8 protein-coding genes are annotated in these 26,460 nt (G+C 61.5%); all 8 read left to right on the top strand.

Annotation, left to right across the window (positions count from 1 at the left end):
- Nucleotides 1-37: 37 nt before the first annotated feature.
- The 8 genes from VGY55_15365 to VGY55_15330 all read left to right on the top strand — a co-directional run bounded on the left by VGY55_15365 (nt 38) and on the right by VGY55_15330 (nt 26,335).
- Nucleotides 38-2,971 carry a serine/threonine-protein kinase gene (locus tag VGY55_15365; GenBank protein ID HEV2971353.1) on the top strand — a complete coding sequence of 978 codons (2,934 nt, stop codon included), beginning with the start codon at nt 38-40 and terminating at the stop codon, nt 2,969-2,971.
- Nucleotides 2,972-3,205: 234 nt separating this feature from the next.
- The gene (locus VGY55_15360; protein ID HEV2971352.1) at nt 3,206-3,694 is read left to right on the top strand and encodes a hypothetical protein; all 489 of its coding nucleotides are present in this window, start codon (nt 3,206-3,208) and stop codon (nt 3,692-3,694) included.
- Between the two features lie 230 nt (nt 3,695-3,924).
- Complete coding sequence (locus VGY55_15355) at nt 3,925-6,879, top strand: pentapeptide repeat-containing protein (GenBank protein ID HEV2971351.1); 2,955 nt, start codon at nt 3,925-3,927, stop codon at nt 6,877-6,879.
- A gap of 161 nt (nt 6,880-7,040) precedes the next feature.
- A complete protein-coding gene (locus tag VGY55_15350; GenBank protein ID HEV2971350.1) occupies nt 7,041-8,153 on the top strand; it encodes a sulfotransferase in 1,113 nt (370 codons plus the stop codon).
- Between the two features lie 493 nt (nt 8,154-8,646).
- Nucleotides 8,647-9,204, top strand: coding sequence for an ECF-type sigma factor (locus VGY55_15345; protein HEV2971349.1), 558 nt, complete (start codon nt 8,647-8,649; stop codon nt 9,202-9,204).
- Between the two features lie 101 nt (nt 9,205-9,305).
- On the top strand, nt 9,306-12,020 hold the full coding sequence (locus VGY55_15340) for a serine/threonine-protein kinase (protein ID HEV2971348.1): 2,715 nt from the start codon (nt 9,306-9,308) through the stop codon (nt 12,018-12,020).
- A 117-nt stretch (nt 12,021-12,137) separates the two neighbouring features.
- Complete coding sequence (locus tag VGY55_15335; protein ID HEV2971347.1) at nt 12,138-22,577, top strand: RHS repeat-associated core domain-containing protein; 10,440 nt, start codon at nt 12,138-12,140, stop codon at nt 22,575-22,577.
- A gap of 47 nt (nt 22,578-22,624) precedes the next feature.
- Nucleotides 22,625-26,335 (top strand): autotransporter-associated beta strand repeat-containing protein, encoded by a 3,711-nt coding sequence (locus tag VGY55_15330; GenBank protein HEV2971346.1) that lies wholly within the window; start codon nt 22,625-22,627, stop codon nt 26,333-26,335.
- Nucleotides 26,336-26,460: the final 125 nt, after the last annotated feature.

Raw genomic sequence — 26,460 nt, 5'->3', positions numbered from 1 at the left:
TGTAAGGTGACGGACCAACCTGGAATTGCGTGTTGCCATGCCCACAGATTTGCGAAAAGCTCGGGAACTATTCCTTCACGCCGTCGGCAAACTGCCACCGGAGCAGTGGGAAGGCTATGTCGCCGAGGCCTGCGGCGGGGATGCCGACTTGGAGCAACAGGTGGGATGCCTTCTGCAAGTCCACCGCGAAGCCGGTAGCTTCCTGGCTGCTCCTGCCCCCGGACTGGATGCCACCCTCAACCAGCCTCTGCTCGAGAAACCCGGCGCGCAGATCGGGCCCTACAAGCTCTTGCAGCGAATCGGCGAAGGAGGCATGGGCGTCGTCTGGATGGCCGAGCAAACGCAGCCGGTGCAGCGCAAGGTCGCGCTCAAGGTCATCAAGCCGGGCATGGACAGCCGCCAGATCATCGCGCGCTTCGAGGCCGAGCGACAAGCCCTGGCCATGATGGACCATGTCAACATCGCTCGCGTCCTCGACGCGGGGACCACGGAATCGGGCCTTCCCTATTTCGTCATGGAGCTGGTCCACGGAGTGCCGATCACCAAATACTGCGACGACAACCACCTGACCCCGCGCGAGCGGTTGGAATTGCTCGTCCCGGTGTGCCAGGCGATCCAGCACGCCCACCAGAAGGGGATCATTCATCGCGACATCAAGCCGTCCAATGTCATGATCACGCTCTACGACGGCAAGCCGATCCCCAAGGTGATCGACTTCGGCGTTGCCAAGGCGATCGAGCAAACGCTGACCGAGCGAACCCTGTTCACGCAGTATGGCACCCTGGTCGGCACGCTGGAATACATGAGCCCCGAGCAGGCGGAGATGAGCGCGCTGAGCGCGGATACCCGCAGCGACATCTTCTCGCTGGGCGTGCTCTTGTACGAGCTGCTAACGGGCAGCACACCGCTGACCCACAAGCGGCTCAAGGAGGCTGCCTATGCCGAGGTTCTCCGCCTCATCAAAGAGGAGGAGCCGCCCAAGCCGAGCACGCGGCTCACCGAATCGGGCGAGGCGATGGCGTCGATCTCGGCGCAGCGGCACATGGAGCCGGCCAAGCTGACGAAACTGGTCCGCGGCGAATTGGACTGGATCGTCATGAAATCCTTGGAGAAGGATCGCAACCGCCGGTACGAAACGGCCAACGCCTTCGCCGCAGACGTGCAGCGCTACTTGAAGGATGAGCCGGTGCTGGCCTGCCCGCCGTCGGTGGCTTACCGGCTTCGCAAGTTCGCGCGGCGGCATAAAGGGCCGGTCCTGGCGGCGAACCTGGTTGTGTTGGCCCTGCTGGCCGGCATCGTCGGCACGACTCTCGGACTGGTCGAGGCTAAACAGCAAGAGCGTCTGGCGCTGGCGGCTCAGCAGCGCGCCGAGACGAACTTGGCCAAGGCCAAAAAGCAAGAGAACGAGGCTAAGGACCTTCTCGAGATGTCCACCGCCGTCACCGAGTTCTTGCAAAACGACCTGCTCGGTCAGGCGGGGAGCAAAGCCCAGGCCGACCGCAAGTTCAAGCATGATCCCAGCTTGACGATCCGCGACGCCCTGGACCGGGCCGCCGCCGCGGCCGGCGACAAGTTCAAGGACCGCCCAGAGCTGGAGGCGAGCATTCGACAAACTTTGGGGAATGCCTACCGGGAGGTCGGGCAATATGCGAAAGCCGTCACCCAGCTCCGGCGGTCCGCCGACATTCGCAAGGCCAAACTTGGCTCCGACCACCCCGACACCCTGGCCGCGCTCAACAATCTCGCCGTGGCGTACGTAGCCATCGGGAAGGCGACCGAGGCCGTCGCCCTGAACGAGGAGGTCCGCGATGCCCAGATGAAGAAACTCGGCCCCGACCACCCCGACACTCTGGCCGCGCTCAACAGCCTCGGCGTGGCGTACCTGGCCGCCGGGAAGAAAACCGAGGCGATTGCTCTGTTTGAGCAGGTCCACGATGCCCGGGCAAGGATACTCGGCCCCGACCAACCCGAAACCTTCACCACGCTCCAAAACCTCGCCGTGGCGTTCCTAGCCACCGGGAAGGGAACCGAGGCCATCCCCCTGATCGAGCAAGTCCGCGATGCCCAAGTGAAGGACCTCGGCCCCGACCACCCCGACTCCCTGGCTACGCTCAACAAGCTCGCCGACGCGTACCTAGCTGTCGGAAGGACGGCCGAGGCCATCGCCCTGTACGAGCAAGTCCGCGATGCTCGAGTGAAGAAACTCGGCCCCGACCATCCCAGCACGCTGTTTACGCTCGACAACCTCGCTGCCGCATATTGGAGATTGAACCGACTTGACAAGTCGATTCCGCTATTGGAGCAAACGTTGGCGGTGCAACGGAAGGAACTCGGAGAGTTGCATCCGAATACACTCGGGACGCTGGCATTCCTGGGAGTGAACTACCGCGACGCGGGCCGACTGGCGGAAGCGATCCCGCTATTGGAACAGGCACACCGCGAGGGAAGCAATCAAGCGTCGCTGCGCTGGGTGGGCGCTGAGCTACTCACGACCTACGTCCGCGCCGGGAAGTCCGCCGAAGGATCGACCTTGGTGAAAGACAATCTCGACACGGCCCGCAAAGAGCTGCCGACGGACAGCCCGTCGCTGGCCGTGGCGCTGGCCCTGGACGGATTGGTCCTGCTGCAACTGAATGCGTGGCCCGACGCCGAACCGATCCTCCGCGAATGCCTGGCCATGAGAGAGAAGAAGGAACCCGACGCCTGGACGACGTTTAGCACCAAGTCCATGCTCGGCGGCGCACTTCTGGGTCAGAAGAAATACCTCGATGCCGAGCCGCTGTTGGTCGCCGGCTACGAAGGAATGGAGAAACGCGATGACAAGATTCCGTCCCAGGGAAAGATTCGCCTGACCGAGGCCCTGAACCGGCTGATACAACTCTACGAAGCCACGGGTAAGAAGAACGAGGCAACGAAATGGCGTAAGGAGTTGGAGGCGCGCAACGACGCGGAGAAGACGCTGAAACCGTGATGGTAAATCGCCGCGAGGGCTTCGCGCGGGAAGGGGCTAATTCTCGGCGCACTGCCGCGCCGGGCACTACGAAGAAGGTGATCGAACACTTCTAGAAGGCAGCTAAGGTTTACCGCTTCCGAGCCGCCTTACCGCCAAGCAAGCCGCTCACCGGCCCGGCATCGCTCCAGCGCTCGGTCTGCGCGCCGGCAGCGATGTCTCTTCATACTATCGCAGATCAACTGGAGAGAAGCCATGAAACGATACTGTTTTGCCGCCAGCCTCATATTGGCAGTCTTAGCCGTCCTGGGGCTCACCGGCCCCGCAGCGGCTGGAGAACAGGTGCCTTTCAAAGGCAGCCTAGAAGGGGATGTTACCGTCGATCCGCTCACCCCGCCGTTCGTCGAGGTCGATGTGGACGCTGACGGAAACGCAACCGAACTCGGTCAGTTCGAGTTGGACATCCCGCACGAAGTGAACCGCGCGAAGGGGACCGCGATCGGGACGTATGAGTTCACCGCGGCGAACGGCGACGCCCTGTTCGCTGACTTTACCGGGAAGTCCATGCCAACGGAGACACCGGGCGTGCTCTACATCGTGGAAGTCGCGACTATCACGGGCGGTACGGGCCGCTTCGCCGGCGCGAGCGGGTGCTTCACCTGCGAGCGCTACTTCGACACGACCACCGACGAGACCTTCGGTTCATTCGAGGGGACCATCTCCCGCGGCAAGGACAAAAAGTGAACCAAAGCGGCCGGTGAGTCCCAACCGCGAAGACGGAGACTCACCGGCGCGCATGCTGCGGATACCGCGGCCGGCGCTCGGTCTGCGCGCCGGAGAGGTCGTCGCCGCGAACATACGGCAGACCGTTTTCAAGGATCTTACCGCAGCTATTCCAGCGCTGGCTTTGGCGCGCTTGGACCAATGACCGGCTTACTTATTCGCGGATCGCTCCGCAAAGAAAGAAGTATCCCATGACGAAACACTGGACGCTCCTTGTGACAGCGTTGCTGGCCTTGCTGCTCGCACTGTTCGCCCCGGCCCACGTCGCCCGGGCCGACATTTTTCAGTGGCAGTACATCAATCCCGCGGATCCCACACAAGGCAAGCAACAGGGCACAACCCTCTGCCCCGACGGCGCGGGCGCCAATGCTGTGTCGGGCGCGTATTTGTCGACCCGCAACCTTACGATGGCGTACCTGATCGGCTCCGACCTATCAGGCGCGCTGGCCCAAGGGGCCAATTTTACGAACGCGGATTTGAGCCACGCCAATCTCACCAGCGCAAGCTTCGATCCATATTTCGATGTTGTCGCCAATCTGACCGGAGCGAACCTAAGCCAGGCGAACCTCGCCAATGCGAGCTTTTATCAGGCCACGCTTACCGGCGCAGACCTGACTGGTGCCCAAGTACGCGGCGCATTTCTTAACCGCGTGACCGGCTTCACGTCTGCACAGCTTTACTCGACGGCGAGCTATCAAAATCACGATTTAACCGGCATCCAACTCGGCGGCGATAATCTCAACCTCTCCGGCTGGAACTTCGCCGGGCAGAACCTGACCAGCGCGGGCTTCGAGTATGCTACGCTCACCGGAGCGAAGCTGACTGGCGCAAATCTCACAGCCACTTACTTCAATCACTCCATCCTGTCCGACGCCGACCTCACTGGGGCCACCTTCACCAGCTCGTCCTTTGATGAGGCCACGCTGAGCAATACCAATCTAAGCAACACCAACCTTACCGGCGTCTCCTTCTATCTAGCCAACCTGACCGGCGCGAATTTGACGGGGGCCAACATACGAGGGGCATGGCTCACCGACACCACTGGCTTGACGCCCGCCCAAATTTACTCCACGGCCAGCTACCAAAACCACGATCTCACCGGAATCCGTCTGGATGGAAACAACCTTGCCGGCGGGTACTTCGCCGGCCAGAACCTCACAAGCGCCTCTTTCATTCAGGCGGCGCTGAACAATGGCAATTTCAGCGGGGCGAACCTCGCCGGCGCAATCTTCAATGGTGCGACGCTGACGGGGGCGAACCTGGCGGGCAGCGAGGTTCGCGGGGCATATTTCGCCAACACCACATCGAGCGGCTTCACCTCCGCCCAGCTCTATTCAACGGCCAGCTATGCGGCCCACGACCTGACCGGAACCGATCTCTCATACAACAACCTTGCCGGCTGGAATTTCGCCGGCCAGAACCTCACCGGCGCGTCCTTCTCCCACGCCACGCTGCAAAACACCAATCTCCGGCAAACCAACCTCACAAACTCGAATTTCAGTTACGGTACCCTCACTGGGGCGAACCTCACCGGGGCGGACGTGCTGGGGGCGGATTTCCGTACAGATATCAACGGTAGCAACGTAGTTACGGCGGCGCAGCTTTACTCTACGGCGAGCTATCAAAACCATGATCTGGCCGGAATCGGGTTGGGATACCACAATCTTTCCGGCTGGAACTTTGCTGGCCAGAACCTCACCAACGCGTCTTTCTGGTCAGGCATATTGAGCAACGCGGATTTCCACGGGTCCAACCTCAGTGGCGCGAATTTCACCGCGCCTCCTGATAACCCCTCCGTCCGCGCCGCTAATCTGACCGGCGCGAACTTCACCGGCGCCGACGTGCGGGGAGCATCGTTCGGCAACACCACCGGCTTTACGGTCGCGCAACTGTATTCCACGGCCAGCTATCAATCGCATGATCTGACCGCAATTCGATTCAACGCCGATTTCGCCGTGAACGGCATTGATTTTTCCGGTGCGAATTTCGCCGGCCAAAACCTCGCCAACGCCGGCTTTGTTAATTGCACACTTGATGGAACGAACCTGAGCGGCACCCAGGTGCGGGGGGCGAATTTCGGGGCTACCGGCTTCACCGCCGCCCAGCTCTATTCGACGGCCAGCTACCAAGCCCACGATCTGACGGGAATTCGCCTGTCGAACAATATCCTTGCCGCTTGGAATTTCGCCGGACAGAATCTCACCAATGCCAACCTGTCGTTCGCTAACTTGAGCAACGCCGATCTCAGCCAGGCCAATCTCACCAACACGTACTTCCAACCTTACTCGGGCACTGTGGCCGGAGCGAACCTGAGCGGCGCCGACGCGCGGGGATCTGACTTAAGTGACTCATTCTTGGATAGCGCAGTTACAAACAATCTGATTCATTCCGACGGCCACATTGCCGGCCTCGACCTTGCGCCCGGCGCGTCGCTGGTGGTGCGAGACTACGCTGGTGATCCCAGTCGGGGGCTGGGGCCGATTCCCGTGATCGTCCAAGACCACGTGACACTGGGCAACGGTTCGGCGCTCGCGGTCAACGGCGGCACGCTCCGCTTCACACTCGCCAGCGGCTCGCCGACGATCGGCACCGGCGTTTCCGCCGTCGTCTCCAGCGGCGCGACGCTCGAACTGGCCGGCTCGGATTCGGCGCTCGGCATAGCAGGCGGCAATCGCGTGCATGTTGTGAACAACAGCACGGCCCCGGGTGTCGTCATCTCCGGCACGAACCAAGTCGTCGGCGGCATCGGCGGAGCGGGCAACACGCAAGTCAATGCCGGCAGCGACCTCACGGCCGACCATATCATCCAAAGCGCCTTGATCATCGGCGGTGCCGCTGGCAGCCCAGCGCTGGTGACGATCGACGCCAGTGACGCCTCGGGGAATCCGTTGGCCGGTGGCCTATTTCAGGCCGTGTTGTTCACAGCGAGCGAGCATCCGTTTGGAGCGGTTGTCAGTCCCGCCGAACTGATCGCCGATTCGACGACGAAGGGATTTGGTTTCAATATCTCCGCGCAGGGCAGTTTCAGTGCAACCGCTGGCCTTGCTGCGGTTCCGGAGCCCGCAAGCTTATTTCTGCTCGCCCTCGGCGGGCTGGCGCTCGGCGGACTGGCGATCACGCGACGGCGGACAAGTCGTTCAGAATGAGGGCATCTGTCGAAGATAACACCCAGGCAATTGACCGGCTTACGGCTTGAGCCACCGCGGCAGGACCCATTTGGTAAGATTCGGCAGACCGGGCGACGCGAATCGGCAGTAGTCGTGCCTCCAACCGGACTTCGCAGATTAATTTCGAGCGAGTCAATACGATGTCCTGGCGTGACGCCTTCTTGAAAAGCATCGGCACGGGGTCATTCAGCGGTGCCACTTTGGGCGACTGGCTCAGAGTGCTCCGCGCGAATCGTTTTCGCGTCGACCTGCCTTATTGGCCACGGGCGGCAGCGATCACATTCAGTAGCGTATTGAACTCCGTTCGGGCACGTTGGGAAGAGTGGCGCTACGGCCGCAAGATTCGCGAGACGAAGGTGCATCCGCCGCTATTCATCCTCGGAATCTGGCGGAGCGGCACGACGCATCTGCACAATCTGCTGGCCCGCGACGCGCGGTTCGCTTGTCCGAACACCTATCAGGTCTTCTTCCCGCGGACTTTTCTTTCGACCGAACGGACCACCGCCCGCTTGATGGGTTTCTTCATGCCTCGCAAGCGGCCGCAGGACAACGTGGCGATGAGGATCGACGAACCTCAGGAAGACGAGTTCGCCTTGTGTTCACTGACCGGGCACAGCGTCATGCTCGGCTGGGCTTTTCCCCGCAGTCGCGATTTCTACGATCGCTATCTCACGTTCCGCAACGTTCCGCGCGCAGAGGTTGCGGAGTGGCAGGCGGCGCTGGCCTACTTTGTGCAAAAACTCTCGTTTAAATACGGCCGGCCGATTGTGCTCAAATCGCCGGCCCACACCTGCCGCATCAAGTTCCTGCTAGAAGCCTTTCCCGACGCCCGATTCGTCCATATTCGGCGCAATCCCCTGGCGGTCTTTCAATCGACGGTGCACATGTACCGCAAGGTCTTGCCGTATTGGTCTCTCCAGCGTCCCGACTTGAGCGACCTCGAAGACTACATCGCCCGCCAGTACCGCGAGGTCTATGACGCGTTCTTTGAAGAGTGCGAACTCATCCCGTCGGGCCGCTTCCACGAGGTGAGCTTTGAGGCCCTGGAGGCTGATCCGATCGGCCAGGTGCGCGACATCTACGATGCGCTGGCGCTGCCGGACTTCCTGGTCGCCGAACCAGCCTTCCGTCAATACCTCGAGTCGCTGTTGGGCTATCGAAAGAACGCGTTTGGCGAGCTTGCGCCAGAATTGCGTCGGCGGCTCGCAGGGGAGTGGCGGCGATGCTTTGAAGAGTGGGGCTATCCGGTCTGACTCGCCGCCGATCCGACGTGCCCCCTAGCACCGATTGCCCAGGCGACGATCTGGTGCCGTCTCACTCTGTCGTCGCCTGTCCCATCTTGGAACAGATTGTCGCGTCGAGTCGCTGGACGCCGGCCAGAAAAAGTTCTAACGGCCGTCGTCCACCTGTCACCATCGGGACTCACCCTGAAAGGCCGAATGACCTTGGACCCCTACCACGATAAAACGACGGTGGCGGACGGCAAAACTGATTTCGGTCCGCCGATGAACACACTTTACTACGTCGGTCGATCCGACCGCCGTGCATTCGACCCGCACGGCTGGACGGGGCACCCATTGCCAACCACTCCGCGAGTTCTCAGGCGACCGGGTCCCTTGAATCGTGATTTGGAGGCGTCGGCGTACATATGCTTGCGGCGCCTGTGCGGGCTGATTTGTGGCGGTTGGCCAAGCGAGCGGCTAGACTCAAAGCACTTCCAAAGTGGTCTCAGTTGTGGTGGTGCCGATGAGCGAAGTTACCCGCATCCTATCCGCCGTTGAGCAAGGCGATCAACACGCCGCCGAGCAGCTCTTGCCGCTCGTCTACGACGAATTACGCAAGCTGGCGGCCCAAAGGCTGGCACAGGAAAAGCCGGGCCAAACTCTACAAGCCACGGCTCTTGTACACGAGGCCTACTTGCGTCTGGTCGGTCCCGAGGCCTCACCGCAATGGGACAGCCGCGGTCATTTCTTTGCCGCAGCGGCCGAGGCCATGCGTAGGGTACTGCTGAATCGAACCCGCGATCGCAATCGGCTGAAACGTGGTGGCGGTGGCCGGAGAATCAGTCTTGACCAGATCGAAGTGGCGCTCGATACGCCTGACGAAGATCTGCTCGCTCTCGACGACGCACTGGAGGCGCTCGCGGTTGAGGATGCTCTCTGCGCCAATCTAGTAAAGCTTCGGTTCTTCGCCGGTCTTTCGCAGCGCGAAGCGGCGGAAGTTCTACGAATTCCACGCCGCACCGCCGATCGACATTGGGCATATGCCCGGGCATGGCTGGCCGCTCGCCTGAGCGAAGACTGAAAGCTGTCTGCGGGAGGTTTTTACAATCATCGCGTTCAATTGGCGCACTTTCACCCCAAACGGGGCATTGGTAAGTGGAGCCGATTTACTCGGGGTCCGTCATGAGCCACGTAGTACCCGATGCAAAACTGATCTTCCTGGAGGCGATTGAGAAAGAGTCGCCCGAAGAAGTTGCGCGCTACCTTGACGTGGTGTGCCAGAACGACGCTGCATTGCGCGGCCGTATCGAGCGGCTATTGCGGGCCCACCAATACGCCGGCAAGTTTCTCGGGGGCTCGGCGACGAGCGATCCCACCCCGGACGAGCCTCTCGCTGAGATGCCGGGCACCGTCATCGGCCCCTACAAGCTACTAGAGCAAATCGGCGAAGGGGGCTTCGGCGTCGTTTTCACGGCCGAGCAGTCCAAGCCGATTCAGCGCAAGGTGGCCCTGAAGATTATCAAGCCGGGCATGGATACCAGGCAGGTCATCGCCCGTTTCGAGGCCGAGCGGCAGGCCCTGGCCCTGATGGATCATCCGAATATTGCCAAAGTGTTGGACGCGGGAACCACCGCGAGCGGCCAGCCCTACTTCGTGATGGAACTGGTCCGCGGAGTACCGGTGACCGAGTACTGCGACGAGAAAAAGCTCGCAACTCGCGACCGGCTGGAGCTGTTCGTAGCGGTCTGCCAGGCCGTGCAGCACGCCCATCAGAAGGGCATCATCCACCGCGATATCAAGCCGACGAACGTACTTGTCACGCTGCACGATGGACGCCCCGTAATCAAGGTCATCGACTTTGGCGTGGCCAAGGCCACCGGGCAAGAGCTGACCGACAAAACTCTATTCACCGGTTTCACTCAAATGATCGGCACCCCGCTCTACATGAGCCCCGAGCAGGCGGAGATGAGTGGGTTGGACGTCGATACCCGCAGCGACATATTCTCGGCGGGCGTGCTGCTCTACGAACTACTCACGGGAACGACGCCGTTCGACAGCCAGCGGCTGAAGAGCGCCTCGTTCGACGAGCTGCGGCGGATCATCCGCGAGGAGGAACCGTCACGGCCCAGCACGCGGCTGACGACTCTGGCCCTCGAAGCGGCCAGCACTGTCGGCACGCAGCGCAAAAGCGACCCGCGCCAATTGAGCCGGCTATTCCGCGGCGAACTGGATTGGATTGTGATGAAGTGCCTGGAAAAAGACCGCGCCCGCCGCTACGAAACAGCCAGCGCCCTGGGCGCCGACGTGGAGCGCTACCTGAGCGATGAGCCGGTGCAGGCAGCGCCGCCCAGCGCCCGTTATCGGCTGCGAAAGTTTGCTCACAAGCATCGCGCGGCCTTGGCGACTGCCGCGGTGACCGGCTTGCTGCTCATGGTGGGTGCGGCCGTCAGCACTTGGCAGGCGGTGCGGGCGACTTGGGCGGAGGAAAAAATGGGTAGCGCGCTGTCCGAGGCCAAACAAGCAAAGGCCCTCATGGAAGATGCCCTTAAGGAGTCAGAGGAGGCGCGGCGGCAGGCGGAAGCGGTGACCAATTCTCTCGTGAAGCTTTTTCGGTCAGCAGATCCGCGTGAAGATGGTCGGGTTATCCGATTGGCCGATCTTTTGGACCATGCCGCAGTCGAGTTGGATGCGAACTTCACGGACTCTTCCAACCTCAAGGCGGACCTCCTGGCCACGCTGGGCTTCACGTACCAGGGCTTGCGGCTATATGCACGAGCGGGGGAGATGTTCGAGAAGGCGCGAGCGTTGCGGCAGGCAACGCTCGGCCCGGACCACCCAAAGACACTGATGGCGATGAGGGAACTCGCCTGGGCACTCCGGGGCACTGGAAGGCTGGACGAGGCGATCGCATTAGCCGAGGAAGCGCTGAGGCGGCAGAGGGCCAAGCTTGGCGCCAGCCACCGCGACACACTGCTGACAGCCTCGATCCTCGGTGACGCCTATCGGATGGCCGCACGCCCGGACGAAGCGATACGCCTCCTCGAACCATCGCTGGAACTCTGCAAAACCAAACTCGGAAAGAGCGATGACGTCACGTTCCAGACCATGAACAACCTCGCACTGGCATATCAAGTTGCCGGGCGGCTTCCGGAAGCCATGGAGCTGTTCAAGCAGTCTCTCGCACTGATGAAGGACACGCTTGGGCGCGATCATCCTCAGACTCTCAACACGACGAACAACCTCGCCGAGATTTACTTGGCCGTCGGGCAGCCAGGGCAGGTAATGGCGATTCTGGAGGAATCCCTGCCGGCCTGCAAGGCCAGATGCGGTCCGGATCACCCTTTGACGGTCACAGGCACGTATGAACTCGCAGCGGCTTATGAGGCGACCGACCAACCAGCCAAGGCCAGGCAGCTCTTACTCGAGTCAGCGACGTCGATGCCCGATCAGTACGGACCGGACACCTTGGAACCGGCCGGGGCGCTCGCTGAGTTGGGCCGAAGGTACCTGTTGCAAAAGAGGTACACCCTGGCCGAGTCCATTCTGCGTGAATGCCTGGCCGTTCGAAAACAGAAGATGCCCGACGCGTGGACGACATTCGACGCGAAGTCACTACTGGGCAGCGCCCTGCTGGGCCAACAAAAGTTGGACAAGGCAGGGCCTCTGCTCATCCAAGCTCTCGACGAAATGAAAGAATGTGAAGCCACGATGCCCGCCAGCGGCAAGCCTCACTTGGCCGAGGCCATAGAACGGATAGTGCTGTTCTATGAGGTCACAGGCAAGCCGGACGACGCCGCGAAGTGGCGGAAAGAACTGGAAGCTCGGAAGGCGGCACTGGAACGATTCAAGCCCGACAAGCCTCGCTCCGACACAAGTCCCGGCGCTGAGAGAAAGTGAGCGGGGCACGTTCCGGGTTTACCGTCGCTGATGGAACGTCGAGGCGCCTGGATTCAAACTTCCAAGGGCGTTCTTGTCCGCGATGGGCTGATTGGATGACAAACGTGCGAGGTTCAAATGGGAAAACATCGTTCTCCGAATCGCCGTCGCGATGCAATGCCCCGAAGGCAAGCACGGAGCCGCGGACGCCGAGGCCCGAATTTCGTCCACCTCGGACTTGAACGGCTCGAGGGTCGTTGTCTTCTTACGGCCGTCAGTTGGACAGGCGCCGGTGACGGCACAAGCTGGACGAACCCCGCGAACTGGTCGACCAACGCACTGCCCGGTCCCGCGGACGACGTCACCATCAGCATCTCGGGCAACCCGACGATTCAGATTTCGTCGGGAATTCAATCCATCAATCGCCTCGTCACCAGCGATCTGGTGAAGCTCACCGGCGGAACTTTGCAAGTTGGAACCACCGCCCAAATCGGGGCGAACCTGACTCTGGCCGGCGGAACGATCCTGGGCGGGACATTCAGCGAGACAGGGGGCGCCGTCATCTCGCTCTCCACTTCCGGCGGCACGCTCGATGGCGTCACAGTGAACGGAGTCATCGACGCCGCCACGCAATCGGGAAATGCGACGGTGTACGACGGGCTTACTCTCAACGGCACGCTATCGCTGGGCAATGCCGGCGGCAGCACGTCCGGGCAGATTCTGTTTGGCGACAGCACTCATGCCGCCGGCGGACTCACGGGAACCGGCACTGTGGTGTTCGGCGCATCCTCCAGCGACTCGATCAACAACAATTCGAATCTCGGCGGCGCCTCCGGCACGCTGACCTTCGGCCCGAATATCACGATCCAAGGCGGGAGCGGATCGATGATCAACGACTTTACGACCGGCAGCATCGTCAACCAGGGCGCGATCGACGCCGGCGCGTCCGCCGGCACGATTTTGCTCGGCAGCACCAACGGAAATGTGACGAATCAGGGATCGATCGAAGTGGTCAACGGCGCCAGTCTCACGATCGCCGATCTCGTGAATCAGTCGGGGGCAACGGTAACCGCCACCGGATCGACGCTGACGCTCGGCGGCAGCTTGAGCAACTTGGGAACGATCACCGTCACCAATTCGACCGTGAACCTGACGGGGAGTCTCTCGCAGGCGAACTTGGGCACATTCAACCGCAGTGGGGGCACGGTCAACGTCACCGGCAACGTCAATGGCAACCTCACGCTCGACGCTGGCACCGGGTCGTGGAATTTCCTCGCCGGCAGCTCGCTCAGTGATGGAACGCTGACTCAAAGCGGCGGCGCGACGGCGGGATTCGCGCCGACGGGCGGGCTCCTCGCCCGCGAAACGATCGGCGGCGATTTCAACCTCACGCTGGCCCAAAACGGCTCGATCACCGTTATAGACAGCCTGACGGTCACCGGCAATCTGCGGCTGGGCAACGCCACCGGCACGACGAGCGCGGTCGTCATTCTCGGCACGGGTGCGGAGGATTTTGGAAGCAAGTCGCCCTATGACAATACGGGCGTGGGCGGTTACCACATCAGCAGCGACACCGTACTGACCGTAGGGGGTCAAATCATCTTTGGCTCCTCGACGGGCAACGGAATCATCAATAACAATTTGAACTTCATCCCAAAGCCTGGCCCGAATGATCCCCCCGCAGTGCTTTCATACAGTGACATGGGCGCCACAACCTATTTGGGCGGCAGCAAGATCGAAATCTCGGGAGCAATCCAAGGGGGCGTTGGCTCAATCGCCAACTTCTATTCGCGAAGCACCATTCAAGTTGATACGTCGGTAATCGCCAGCGGGGCGAACAGCTCCATCAGCGTCGGCGGGTCGGGAAGCCTCGGCGTTACACAGAATTCGCTGATCAATAAAGGGACCCTTCAGGCCATCAACGGCGCAACTCTCGCGCTGGGCGACCTGACGCAATCGACGGGCACGGTCTCGGTCAACGGCGCGGCGCTGCAGTTGTTCGATTCCCTGGCGAACAACAGCACGATCACCGCGACGAACTCGACGGTGGACCTCCACGGCACATTCACGCAAGCCGGCCTCGGAACCTTCAACAGTTCCGGATCGATCGTGGACCTTTCCGGAACGCTCAGCGGCGGCTTGACATTGGATGCCAGCACCGGTTCTTGGTTTTTGCACGCGGGGACTGTCTTGGGCGGCGCCGTCAGCGAGAGCGGGGGGGCGGAGCTGGCGTTTACGCAATTTGGCGGAATCTTAAAGAACGGCGTCACCTTCAACGGCGACATGGATCTCGACGCCGGATTGAATGCCTCGCTCCAAGCCTCCCCGATCGTCAATGTGGACGGCGGACTGACGCTCAACGGCACGATGTACCTCGGCAACACGGCCAGTTCCGCGTTTGGCACCGTCATTTTTGGCGACAATCTCAACGCGCCGGGCAGCCTGGTCGGAACGGGAACCGTGGTTTTCGGGGGAACGAGAGTGTTCGGCAATTCTCTCTTCAACGGTTGGGTCGGCACGGGGTCTCAGACATTGACCATCGGGCCGAATATCACGATTCGCGGACAGTCCGGCTCGCTCCAGCAGCAAGCCGGCACGACGGGCAACACCATCGTCGTGCAAGGGACGATCAGCGCCGATGTCGCCGGCGGAACGATTCAATTGGGGACCTTTGGGCCGGTGGTTAACCAAGGCTCGATCCAAGTGATCAACGGCGGGACAATCAGTGGCGTCGGCCTGATCAACAGCGCCGGCAAGACGATCACGGTCACGAACTCGACGTTGTCGCTCAGCTCGAATTGGAGCAACAACGGTACGATCGTCGCCACCAATTCCACGCTCAATCTGGCCGGCAGTTTTACCCGCGCCACGTTGGGCAATTTCGTCCGCACCGGCGGCACCGTGAACCTCACGGGGACGCTCTACGGCGGTTTGAATCTTGACGCGGCCAATGGATCGTGGACGCTGGTGGGCGGAACGATCAACGGCGGCGCGGTCAACACCAGCGGCGGATCGCAGCTCATCCTGAGCAACTTCGGCGGAACGCTTGCCGGCGTCACCGTCAACGGGAATGTCGATGCCACCCAGCAGTCCGCGCAGGCCACTTTTACGGGCGGCCTGGTTCTCAACGGCACGATCACAATGGGCTCGGGAACCAATAACTCCGCCACTCTGTACTTCGGAGGATTCAACGTCGCCGCCGGAAGTCTGATCGGAAACGGGACAATCGTATTCGGGTTCAACCAAGGCGGCGGAAATGTGATCGACAACAATTCGAACCTCTCGGGCGCCAGCGGCACCCTCACTATCGGCCCCCACATCACGATTGAGGGCAAGACCGGTGGGTTCCGCAACAGCTTTGCCAGCGGCGCTATCATCAACGAGGGCCGGATCGTCGCCGCGGACCCCGCCGGCACGATTTCGATCAGCACCGGCGGTGGGACGTTCAGCAACCAGGGAACGATGCAGGCGAACGGCGGGACGTTCAGTACGCTTGGCACGATTGGCATCGACGGCGCCGGCACACTTTCGACGGACCTTTCCGGCTCATTCTCGGTGGGTGGGAGCATCTTGGGCAACAGCACCGCATTCGCTTCCTCGAACCCCCAAGGCGTCACCACGCTGAATGGTGGGTTCTCACCGGGGAATCCACTATTGCTCGAGGTCATGAGCCAGGACCTGGGCAACACCGCGGCCGGCTTCAAGAACAACTTTGTCTACGGAACCATCAACGTTGCGGGCGATGTAAGGCTGGTCGATCAATTCGCCAATGCCCCGGGAGGCCCCAACGCCCTCTATGCGAACTCGCTGCTCGTGAGTGCTGGCACGCTCGACCTCAACGGGCTTCACGTCTACGCCCGCGCGGTGCAGATCAATAACGGAGCCAGCGTCGTCAATGGAACCATCACGCAATTCCCCGATGGCGGCCAGATCGATATCAATTCGGCGGTGCCCGGTACGATCAGCCCGGCGGGCGACCAGGACATCTGGACGTTCTTCGGCCGCTCTGGCGAGGCGGTTACTGCCTACGTCAATCCAGGGACGGGCACCGTGCCGGCGCCGATCACGCCCAATCTTATTTTTGCCGGCATCCAGCTCATTGCGCCGAATAACTCGGTCCTGGCCAGCGGAAATAGCGCCGCATTCGGCGCCGCGGTCTCGCTGCCGAACATTACCCTGCCAACCGATGGCGTCTACTCCATCAAGATCAGTGCCGCCACGGGGCACACCAACACCGCCACAGGCAACTACGCAGTAGCCGTGTGGGACGTGACTCCCCAGATTCAGCCGCTGTTGTTGGGGCAACCCACCAACGGCAGCATCCGCACGCCGTTTGACATTCAGCAATGGACGTTCTCGGCCCTGGCCGGCGAGCAGGTGCAATTCCACCTCATCAATAGCACATCAACCGGAATCGTCTATTCGCTGACCGGACCGAACAATTTCGCGGCCTTCAGCAACGCCTCGGGCGACTCACCGCTAATTAACCTACCTTCTTCGGGAACGTATACCCTCTCGGCGTCCGGCGTGAACGGCGCGACCGGGCACTACGCGTTTGCGGTCAACCCGACGACGCAGACCGACCTGCCGCTTGGCGGCTTGGTCAACGGCACGCTGGCCGGCTCCGGCCAGGCGGAGTTGTTCACGATTGCCGTGCCGGCGGTGCAAACGCTGATCACCAGCCTCACCGACCCGGCGAGCAACGACTCGAATGAACTTTATCTGCGGTTCGGTTCCCCGCCGACGCGCGAGACGTTCGATTACCGCTACACGACGGCTAACTCCGCCAACCAAACCATCACGATCCCCAATGCGGCGATCGGCACGTGGTACGTGCTCGTCTACGGGAACTATGTCCCGGTCGCCTCGACCTTCAGCCTGTCGGCCGGCGGCGTGCAGTTGCAATTGAACGACGTGCTGCCCAAGGCGATCGGGAATGCGGCCCCGATGACGCTGCGACTGACCGGCGACGGTTTTGAGCCCGGCACGACGGTGTCGCTCGTGGGACCGGGCAACACACAAATCCCCGCGACCAGCGTCAACGATGTCTCCTTCACGCAGCTCGTGGCAACGTTCCCGCAGGGCTTGCCGGCCGGTGTCTATTCGGTTGTCGTCAATCAAGGCGCGAGCAGCAGCACTCTGCCAGGCGCCCTGACGATCAGCGCGGGCGGGGCGGCGCACCTTCAGACCGGCCTTCAAGTGCCGGCCGCCTTGGGACGACATATCGCTTCCACGCTCTACGTCACCTACGCCAACGACGGCACGGTCGCCATGCCCGCTCCGCTGCTCGTGCTGCAATCGACCGATCCGGTGCAGGTGCCGCTCATGACGCTCGACCCCTCAAGAATCTCACCGGGACTCGTGACGACGAGGGTGCCCGACGGCTACAGCACCTCGCTCATGATGCTCGCCAACGGCGCGGTGCCCGGCATTCTCGAGCCGGGCGAGTCGTTCACCGTGCCAGTTTATTGGGGCGGCCTCGAGCAGCCCTGGGATTTGACGCACACGACGATTCCGATGAGTCTGGGCGCCGTTGACACGTCCGGCACAGACACGATCGACTGGAATAGCCTCAAATCCAGCCTGCAGCCCCCCGACATCCCGAACGGCGCCTGGAATTCCGTGTTCAGCACGCTCGTGGCTCAGTTGGGTAGCACGTCCGGCCAGTTTGTCGGCGCACTTGACACGAGCGCCGCCTATTTGGGCGGCTTGGGACAAAACGTCAACGACGTTGACAAGCTTTTCGGCTTTATGATCGCTCAAGCCGATGCGGAACTTGGTCCCGCCCAAACGCTGGCGAGTGCGAGCGACGCCATCCTGCCGTTGCCAAACGCGGCGTCGCTCGGCTTCGAACGCGATTACCAGCAGGCGATCGGCAGCCGATACACCGCCGGCATACTCGGATTAGGTTGGCAGACGTCCTGGCAACTCGCACTGTCAAAGAATAGCGATGGGTCGATCGGCGTCGGGTTCGGCGGCCAACTCACGGCGACGTTTCAGCCAGACTCCTCCAAGTACGGTGGATTCGTCTCGCCTCTCCAAGGCGAAACGCTCACCGCCACGGGCGGCGGAACCTATACGCTGACGCAAAGGGACGGCACATTCGCGGTGTTCGGCGCTTCCGGCTTGCTGGCCTACGAGCAAGACACGAATGGCAATCGGCTGACACTCACTTACAACGGCACGAACCAGCTCACGGCGATTACGGCGTCGTCCGGGCAATCGCTGACGCTGGCCTATAACGCCGCCGGTCGACTGGCGAGCTTGACCGACTCGGCCGGCCGCGTGACGACCTACTCGTACGATCCATCGAATCAATTCCTGTTGAGCGTCACTGGTTCGGATGGAACGATCTCATACGCTTACGACGCGACGACTAACGCGCTGACGTCGATCACACATCCTGATGGCACGCATACGTTTTACTCCTACGATGCGCAGGGCCGCGTCGCCGGCACTTCCGCCGACGGCGGCGCGGGGGCCATCGCCTTTACCTACAACGGTCTCGGCGAAGTCACCGCCACCAACGCCCTCGGCGACGCCACGCAATCGTTCTACGATGCGGCCGGCTTTCCCGTGAAAGGCGTTGATGGGCTCGGAAATCCTGTCTACAGCACCTTCGACTCGCAAGGGAACTTGCTTTCGCTGACCGACGCCGCCGGCGATACGAGCACCTACACCTACGACGCGGCCGGCAATCTTCTCACCGCCACCGATCCGCTCCACGCAGTCACGCAATTCACTTACGGGGCGATGAGCCGGCTGGCTTCGTTCACCGATCCAAACGGCAACGTGACTCATTACGCATACGACGCCAACGGCAATCTCACAACCGCTACCTACGCCGACGGCAGCGGAGCGGCCTACACCTACGATCCGCTGGGCGATCCGATTTCGTACGTCAATCGCAATGGGCAGCCGGCCACGATGACCTACAACGCCTCGGGCCAAACCGCCCACGAGACGTTCGCCGACGGCAGCCATTACGACTACACATACGATGCCCGCAATAATTTGCTGACCGCCAGTGACGCAACGGGAATAACGACTTTCACTTACGATTCAGCCGACCGGATGACGAGCGTCAGCTATCCCGGCGGCAAGTCGTTGACGTTCACCTACGACGCGGGCGGGCGGCGGACGAGCATGGTCGATCAGAGCGGATACACGGTCAACTACGCCTACACTCCCGCCGGCGATTTGTCGCAGCTCACTGATGGCAGTAATCAACCGGTCGTCACATATCACTACGACGCCGCCCGGCGACTTCAAGAGCAGGACAACGCCAACGGCACATTTACGACTTACGAGTACGACGCGGCCGGCAATCTCATGCACCTTGTGAACCATGCCCCCGGCGGCGCGGCCAACAGCCGATTCGACTACACCTACGACTTGCGAGGGCAAGAGACGAGCATGGCCACTCTCGACGGCTCATGGACCTATAGCTATGACGCCGACGGCCAACTCGTCCGCGCGGTGTTCACGTCGACCAATCCAAGCCTGCCGAACCAGGACCTCGCCTATAACTACGACCCGAACGGTAATCGCACCAGCACGGTTATCAACGGCGTCACAACCGCTTACGTAACGAATGCCCTCAATCAATACACGAGCATCGGCGGCACGACGCAGCAGTACGACGCCGACGGGAATCTCATTTTCGACGGAACGAACACGTACACCTACGACCAGCTCGACGAGCTGACCGGCGTCAGCAATGCCCAAGGCGCCACGCAATATGTCTACAACGCTCTGGGGCAGCGCGTCTCGACGATCGCCGGTGGGCAAACGACCCAATTCGTGAACGATCCGCTTGGCTTGGGCAATGTCGTCGGCACGTATGATGGCGCGGGAAGCCTCGTCGCGCATTTTGATCACGGTTTAACTTTGGTCAGTCAGCTCACCGCTGCCGGCGCTAGGTACTTCTACGATTTCGACGCGACCGGCTCGACGGCGGGCTTGACCGACGCCACAGGGAGCTACGTGAACCGTTATCGGTACTTGCCGTTCGGCGAAAGTCAAAGCGTCACCGCCGCCACCGCTAATTCATTCCAGTTCGTCGGCGCATTCGGCGTGCAAGCCGAGGGGGGCGGATTGAGCTTCATGAGGGCTCGGTTCTACAGCACCGCGGTCGGTCGATTCACAAGCAGCGATCCGCTTCAATTAGGAGGTGGCGATACGAACTTCTACCGTTATGCTGCCAACCAGCCCGTGCAATTCGTCGATCCATCGGGTCAGATAATCTGGTTCACTAACAATGACCTTGAACTTGGCGATGCCGATACCTATTACCATTCTACAGTCTATAACTACAACTGGCCTCCGGTTTATTCCTATGGATACGACCCAACGCTATCCGCAGACGAAAATGAGCAAGTTGCATTGAAAGCTCAGATCGATGCCTTTGACAAATCTATCACCCATGACACCGCAGAACTGGACGACATGGAGCACCCAAAGAGTGTAGATTTTCTTCCCTTTGACATCTCGCGGGTGCTCTTTGGACTACCTGCCAACTTCGCGGTAATGAAAGTGATCGACTGGGCGCTTCCGGGACCCCATGACCTTCACGATCAACTTGCGGAGGATTTGCGCCGCCTTAAGGCGGAGCAGCGAATACTCGAACTGAAATTCCTTGCGTTGAATGGCTTGAACCTCGAGGGCACGATATTCGGCCTCTCGCGGATCGCCTCTGCAGTCGATCCGAACGACAAGATCGGCCCCGGCTTCGGCCCGAGCGGCTTTGTCGCCGCGGGCACGGCGCTTCCGTATCGCGTCGATTTCGAGAACGATCCTTCGGCCACGGCGCCGGCGCAGCAGGTCGTGATCACCGATCAACTGAGTTCCAACCTCGATTGGAGCAGCTTCCGGTTGAATGAGGTTGGCTGGGGCGATACTGAGATCACGGTCCCGGCCAACTCGCAGCACTTTCAGACGACCGTGCCGATGACGTTCAACGGCGAATCGTTCAACGTCGAAGTGCAGATCGGCATCGACCTCGCCACGGGTCTCATCACCGCCCAGTTTTTCAGCATCGATCCAGTGACCAGCCTGCCCCCGGACGTGCTCACTGGTTTCCTCCCGCCGGAAGATGGCACGGGGCGCGGGATGGGGCACATCAGCTACACCATCTCGCCCATCGCCGGCTTGCCGACCGGCACGCAGATTCGCAACGTCGCCGATGTCAGCTTCGACGAGCAGCCGATCATCGCCACCGATCAGGTCAGCGAGACCGATCCCACGCAGGGAACCGATCCGGCCAAAGAGGCGCTCGTCACGATCGACGCCGGCCCGCCGACGAGCAGCGTCGCCGCGCTCCCGCCGACCGAAGCATCGACTACGTTCACAGTGAACTGGAGCGGGCAGGACGACGCTGGGGGCTCCGGCATCGGCTCGTATAACGTCTATGTGTCCGACAGTGGCGGCGCGTATATGTTGTTCCAATCAAACACTACGGCGACCTCGGCCGCGTTCACGGGCCAAGACTTTCATACCTATGCGTTTTATTGCGTGGCGACCGACAATGTGGGCAATCAGCAAAGCGTCCCCACTGCGCCGCAGGCGACCACGTACGTCAATGCGCCCATCCCTGTAACAAGCACTTCGGACAGCGGCCCTGGCTCGCTCCGGCAGGCATTGCTAGACGCCGCCGGCGCTCCCGGCCAGACGCACACGATTCAGTTTGCATTGCCCGCCGGATCGCAGACGATCAGTCTGCTCTCTTCGTTGCCGGATGTAACCGATCCCTTGATCGCCTTGGTCGATGCCACGCAGAACGTCACGATCGACCCTTCGTCGGCCACGGCTTGGAATGACAACAGCTCGCTGACTCTGACCGGCGCCGGCACACTCACGATCAGCGGCGGCATCGAGGGCACGGGCAATTTGACGGTCAACGCCGGCAACAGCTTGACGGCCGGCCACATCATTCAGAGTGCCTTAGTGATCGGTGGCACGGCGGGCAGCCCGGCGACGGTTACGATCGCCGCAAGCGATGCCAACGGGAATCCGCTGAACTCCGTGGGGGCTAGCGACACCCGCATGACGGTCGACGCAATGGCCAATTCGCCGCAGCCCGCCCCGCCGACCGCGGGTAGCGCGTCGGCGGTCGCAACTGCCTCTCCGTTGACCGCGACCACCGCTTCGTCGGAGCCGCCGATTTCTGTTGCCGTCGCGGCGAACTCTCGTGATTCATTTGGATCAACATTGGCGGTCAACTCGAATTCCTCGGATTCGGCGGGTCTGATTGCTTTGCAGTCGTCGAGGGAGACTTTCGGCGCATTAGGCCTCGCCTATTCCGCAAGCAATGAGGGCGAACGACTATCATCGCTTACGGCCACTGGCGTCGCTTCGACTTCCGACGCAGCGACATTTCTCGAACGGCAAACTGCCATCACCAAAAACGGGAATAGTGAGTTACTTCATTGCGACGCCGTCGGGGCGGCGTTCGCCGATGCCGACGTTTTGGAGTGGGCGGCTTTTGCCCTGGACCCTCGGCCTCCGGCGGCCGACGCCGATTTCTCGCTATTGTCCGACGATCTGCTCGACGCGATCGGCCGACACTGGCACAACTGAATCGGGGCCACGTGATTCTCGCCTTTTTTCTCGACTTGGAGGGCTATATGAGCAGGTTTCATTGCTTCACTGTCGCGACGCGCGTCTGGGGCCGGCGAAGAGTCCGGCCGGCTTGGACGAAAATCTGGCTCTCCCTCTTGTGCGGTCTCGGCGCGGCGGCTCGTCCGGCGCTGGCCGCCAACGGCACCTGGAGTTCATCCGCCCCCTCCGGCCTTTGGAACACCAGCAGCGACTGGGTGTCGGGGATTGTGCCGGGCGCCACGTCGGGGACCACGAACACCGACACGGCGACGTTCAATACGACCAGTACGACTACCTCAATCCTCACCGACTCCAATCGCAATCTGGAGAACATTACGTTCGACACCTCGGCGGCTGCCTATACGTTCAACTTCTTCGGCCCCATGGTTCTCACCTCCGGGGGCACGATCCAAATCGCCGGCACGTTTACCGGGAGCAACATCACGGAAACCCTCAATACGCCCTTGACTCTCGAAGGCAACTACACTTTCGCCAACAACGCGACGAACACCGGCGACGTCCTCACGTTCGCAGGCGCGATTACCAACGGCACCGCCGTCGGGCAGACGCTGACCGTCTCCGGCAACGATGCCGTGAACATCAATGGCGCGATTGGCGGCACGATCGGCATGACCAAGAATGGCAACAACACGCTGACCCTGGGCGGCAGCGCCGACAATACGGGCCTCGGCGTGATCGCTAATGGCGGCACGCTCCTCCTGGCCAAGTCGAGTTCGGCATCGGTTCATGCAATCGGCAGCGGCGGATTGCTCATCAACGCCGGCAACGTGCAGCTCTCCGGCAGCGGTGGCGATCAAATCAGCGACTCCGGAACGGTCACGATCCAAAACACCGGCGTCTTCACGCTGGCAGGACTGAACGAGACGATCGGCGGACTGGCTGGCACGTCGTCGGCTATCGTCCAAAACGCGGCCACGACTCCCGCGGCCCTCACCACGAACAACGCGAATGGTTTCTCCAACAATTATTTTGGCACATTACGGGACGGCGCGGGTGGCGGAGCGTTGTCGCTCGTGAAGAGTGGCAATGGCGAGCAGGATCTATCGGGCAATAATACGTTTACGGGGGGCGTGACGATCAATGCGGGTACGCTCGGCATTGGAGGCAGCGGTGCACTGAACTCGACGACGCCGAACGCTGTCGCGTTCGGTCCGGGAAGCACCGGAACTTTGGCTCTCAATGGCAACAGCGTTTCAATCGGCGGACTCAGCAGCAGCTCGCCGAGCGCGATTATTCAAGGTGGCCCTGCCACGTTGACCGTAATCGAGTCCGGCAATGAGACGTTTGCCGGATCGCTCCAAGACCAATTTCCGGGGACCACGGCGACGCTCTCATTTGTCAAGGCGGGTGCGGGTAGCTTGACGTTGAGCGGAAACAACACCTTCTCAGGGAGCATGACAGTCAATGCGGGAAACCTGACGCTGAGTGGAAGCAACAGTTTCAGTGGCGGCCTGACGATCAATGCCGGAAGCATGACGCTGAGTAGCAATAACACCTTCACGGGTGGTGTGACGATCAACGCCGGCGCGGCGCTCCAGATTGGCAATCCTGGCGCTCTGAACTCGGCGCGCCCGAATGCGGTGACTGATAACGGAACACTGACCTTGAACGGCAACAGCGTCACGCTGGCCGGCCTGAACGGAAGCGGGATCGTCCAAAACGCCAGCGCGGCGAACGTGACCTTGACGGTGGGCAACCTCTCCAACACCATCGGCGGCACCTTTGCCGGTACGCTGCAGGATGGCAGCGGCGGCGGCAAGCTTTCGCTCGTCGTGAACGGGAGCGGCACTGGCGAACAGAACCTGTCGGGCAACAATACGCTTACGGGCGGCGTGACGGTCAACGGCGGAACGCTCGCGATTACCGGCGGATCGACAGTCGCCAATGTAGCCATCAATGGCGGAACGTTCGGGATGACCGCCGGATCGCTCGTCGGCGATGTGACCGCTTCGGCGACTTTCCTTTATGCCGGCGGCACGTTGAGCGGGCGGTTGATTGTGGCGGGAGGAGCACTCGAAATCTTTGCGCCAATTACGGTGGCAAACGTCCTGGAAAACGACGGCGGGCTGACGCTCCCAGCGACGTTTACCCTCTCAGGGACAACCTTGCCAGAGGCCCCCATCACGCTGGGCGGTCCAGGGCTCGACAACGAGGGAACGCTCACGATGGCCGGCGGAACGCTCAACCTGAGCACCAGTGGCGGCGCGGCGAACGTCAATCGCGGAACATTCAATCTCTCCGCCACCGTTCCGTTCAATCTCAACGGCGCGACGCTGACCAATGCCGGCGCACTGAATCTCAACGGCGGGACGCTCAGCGGCGCGTCCGGATTGTTGACCAACGGAGCCGGCGGCACGATCTCAGGGCCTGGAACCATCTCGTCCGGGTTCAGCAACGCCGGCGGCGGCGTGGTGCTCAGCAGCGGCGCCATGAATATCAGCCAGCCTTTTAGCAACACGAGCTTAATCGAGATGAACGGCATCGCCGCCAATCTCGCCGGGGGGGCGATTACGAACTCGGGCACGATCCAGGGCTTCGGCAACATCGGCAACGCGATTACCAACACCGGCACCATCGAGCCGATCGGGGGCACGCTATTCCTCGGCGGCACGCTCTTGAATCCGGCCGGCGGATTGATCCGCGCGGGCACCGGAAACAAACTGCTCGTTAGCCATGGTTTGCTGGCCAGCGCGGGGGTCGTCAATCTCACAGGCGGCACGTTCGACAACAACGGCCAGCCCATGAACAATTTGGGCCAAATCAGCGGCTTCGGCACCTTCGCCACCGGCGGCACCGGGCTGGACAACAATGGCAGCGTCACCTTCTCCGGCGGACTGACGACCGTGAACGGTCCGGTCACGAACGAAAACGGCAAGACAATCGTCGTCGCCTACAATCCGGCTATCTTTACGGGACTGGTGACGAACAACGGCGGCGGGACGTTCAACATCATTAGCACGACGGCCGTCTTTGCCGGCGGGTCCAGCGGCACGTTCGGCGGCACGTTCACCAACAACGCCAATTCCGCGTTCTCCGAAGGAGGCAGCGGGACGCTTGAAGTCGATGGCGCGCCGACGATGGGCCTAGCCAGTTCGTTGGCCGTCAACGATTCGAGCACGTTGCGCTTCAAGGCCACGACCGGCTCGGCCACGATCGGCACGGGCGTCACCGCGACGGTCAACAACGGCGCGACGCTGGAACTGGCCGGCTCCGTATCAGCGCTTTCCAATGGACCGAATCGCGTGAACGTCACGAACAACAGCACTGCTGCCGCGGGCATCCTTGTCTCCGGCACGCATCAGCAAGTGGGCAACATCGACGGATCGGGCGTTACGCAGGTCAACGCGGGAAGTGATCTCACGGCTAACCACATCGTCCAAAGCGAGCTGGTGATCGGCGGCACTGCCGGATCGCCCGCGTTGGTAACGATCGACGCGTCAGACTCCAGTGGCAACCCGCTCAGCCAATCCAGCGGACTCGCGCTGGCCGGCTCATTGCAATCGACGGCGCCCTTTGCCTCCGACGCGCCGGGTTCTTCGAGCTTGGATCCTCCAAGCGCCGATGGCTTCAGCGGCGATCCGATTCCGGCCGACCCTTCCGTGGACGGCACCACGATGAACGGCAATCCATCGGCGGTCCCCGAGCCTTCGACCCTGTTGCTGGCCCTCCTCGGACTGGCCTCGCTCGGCTATCTGAATCGGCGAGATCGAAGGTAGCTTGGTGGCGCGGGCTAACGCGGAGCAATAGACTCCATCAGGCGCTGGATCCGAGCGGAGCGAGCTGCGGCTGCGGCACTGTCCACTTGTGTCCATTCCTGTCCGAATCGCGATTTGACGACCCT

This window comes from Pirellulales bacterium, from assembly GCA_035939775.1.
GTDB lineage: Bacteria > Planctomycetota > Planctomycetia > Pirellulales > DATAWG01 > DASZFO01.
The sequence above is the reverse complement of the archived record's forward strand: the minus strand, read 5'-3'. Positions and strand labels throughout refer to the sequence as shown.

What these genes read in the sequence shown, in the direction of transcription:
- VGY55_15335 (HEV2971347.1), top strand. Translation starts at nt 12,138, where the DNA reads ATGGGAAAACATCGTTCTCCGAATCGCCGTCGCGATGCAATGCCCCGA.
- VGY55_15360 (HEV2971352.1), top strand. Translation starts at nt 3,206, where the DNA reads ATGAAACGATACTGTTTTGCCGCCAGCCTCATATTGGCAGTCTTAGCC.
- VGY55_15340 (HEV2971348.1), top strand. Translation starts at nt 9,306, where the DNA reads ATGAGCCACGTAGTACCCGATGCAAAACTGATCTTCCTGGAGGCGATT.
- VGY55_15365 (HEV2971353.1), top strand. Translation starts at nt 38, where the DNA reads ATGCCCACAGATTTGCGAAAAGCTCGGGAACTATTCCTTCACGCCGTC.
- VGY55_15355 (HEV2971351.1), top strand. Translation starts at nt 3,925, where the DNA reads ATGACGAAACACTGGACGCTCCTTGTGACAGCGTTGCTGGCCTTGCTG.
- VGY55_15350 (HEV2971350.1), top strand. Translation starts at nt 7,041, where the DNA reads ATGTCCTGGCGTGACGCCTTCTTGAAAAGCATCGGCACGGGGTCATTC.
- VGY55_15345 (HEV2971349.1), top strand. Translation starts at nt 8,647, where the DNA reads ATGAGCGAAGTTACCCGCATCCTATCCGCCGTTGAGCAAGGCGATCAA.
- VGY55_15330 (HEV2971346.1), top strand. Translation starts at nt 22,625, where the DNA reads ATGAGCAGGTTTCATTGCTTCACTGTCGCGACGCGCGTCTGGGGCCGG.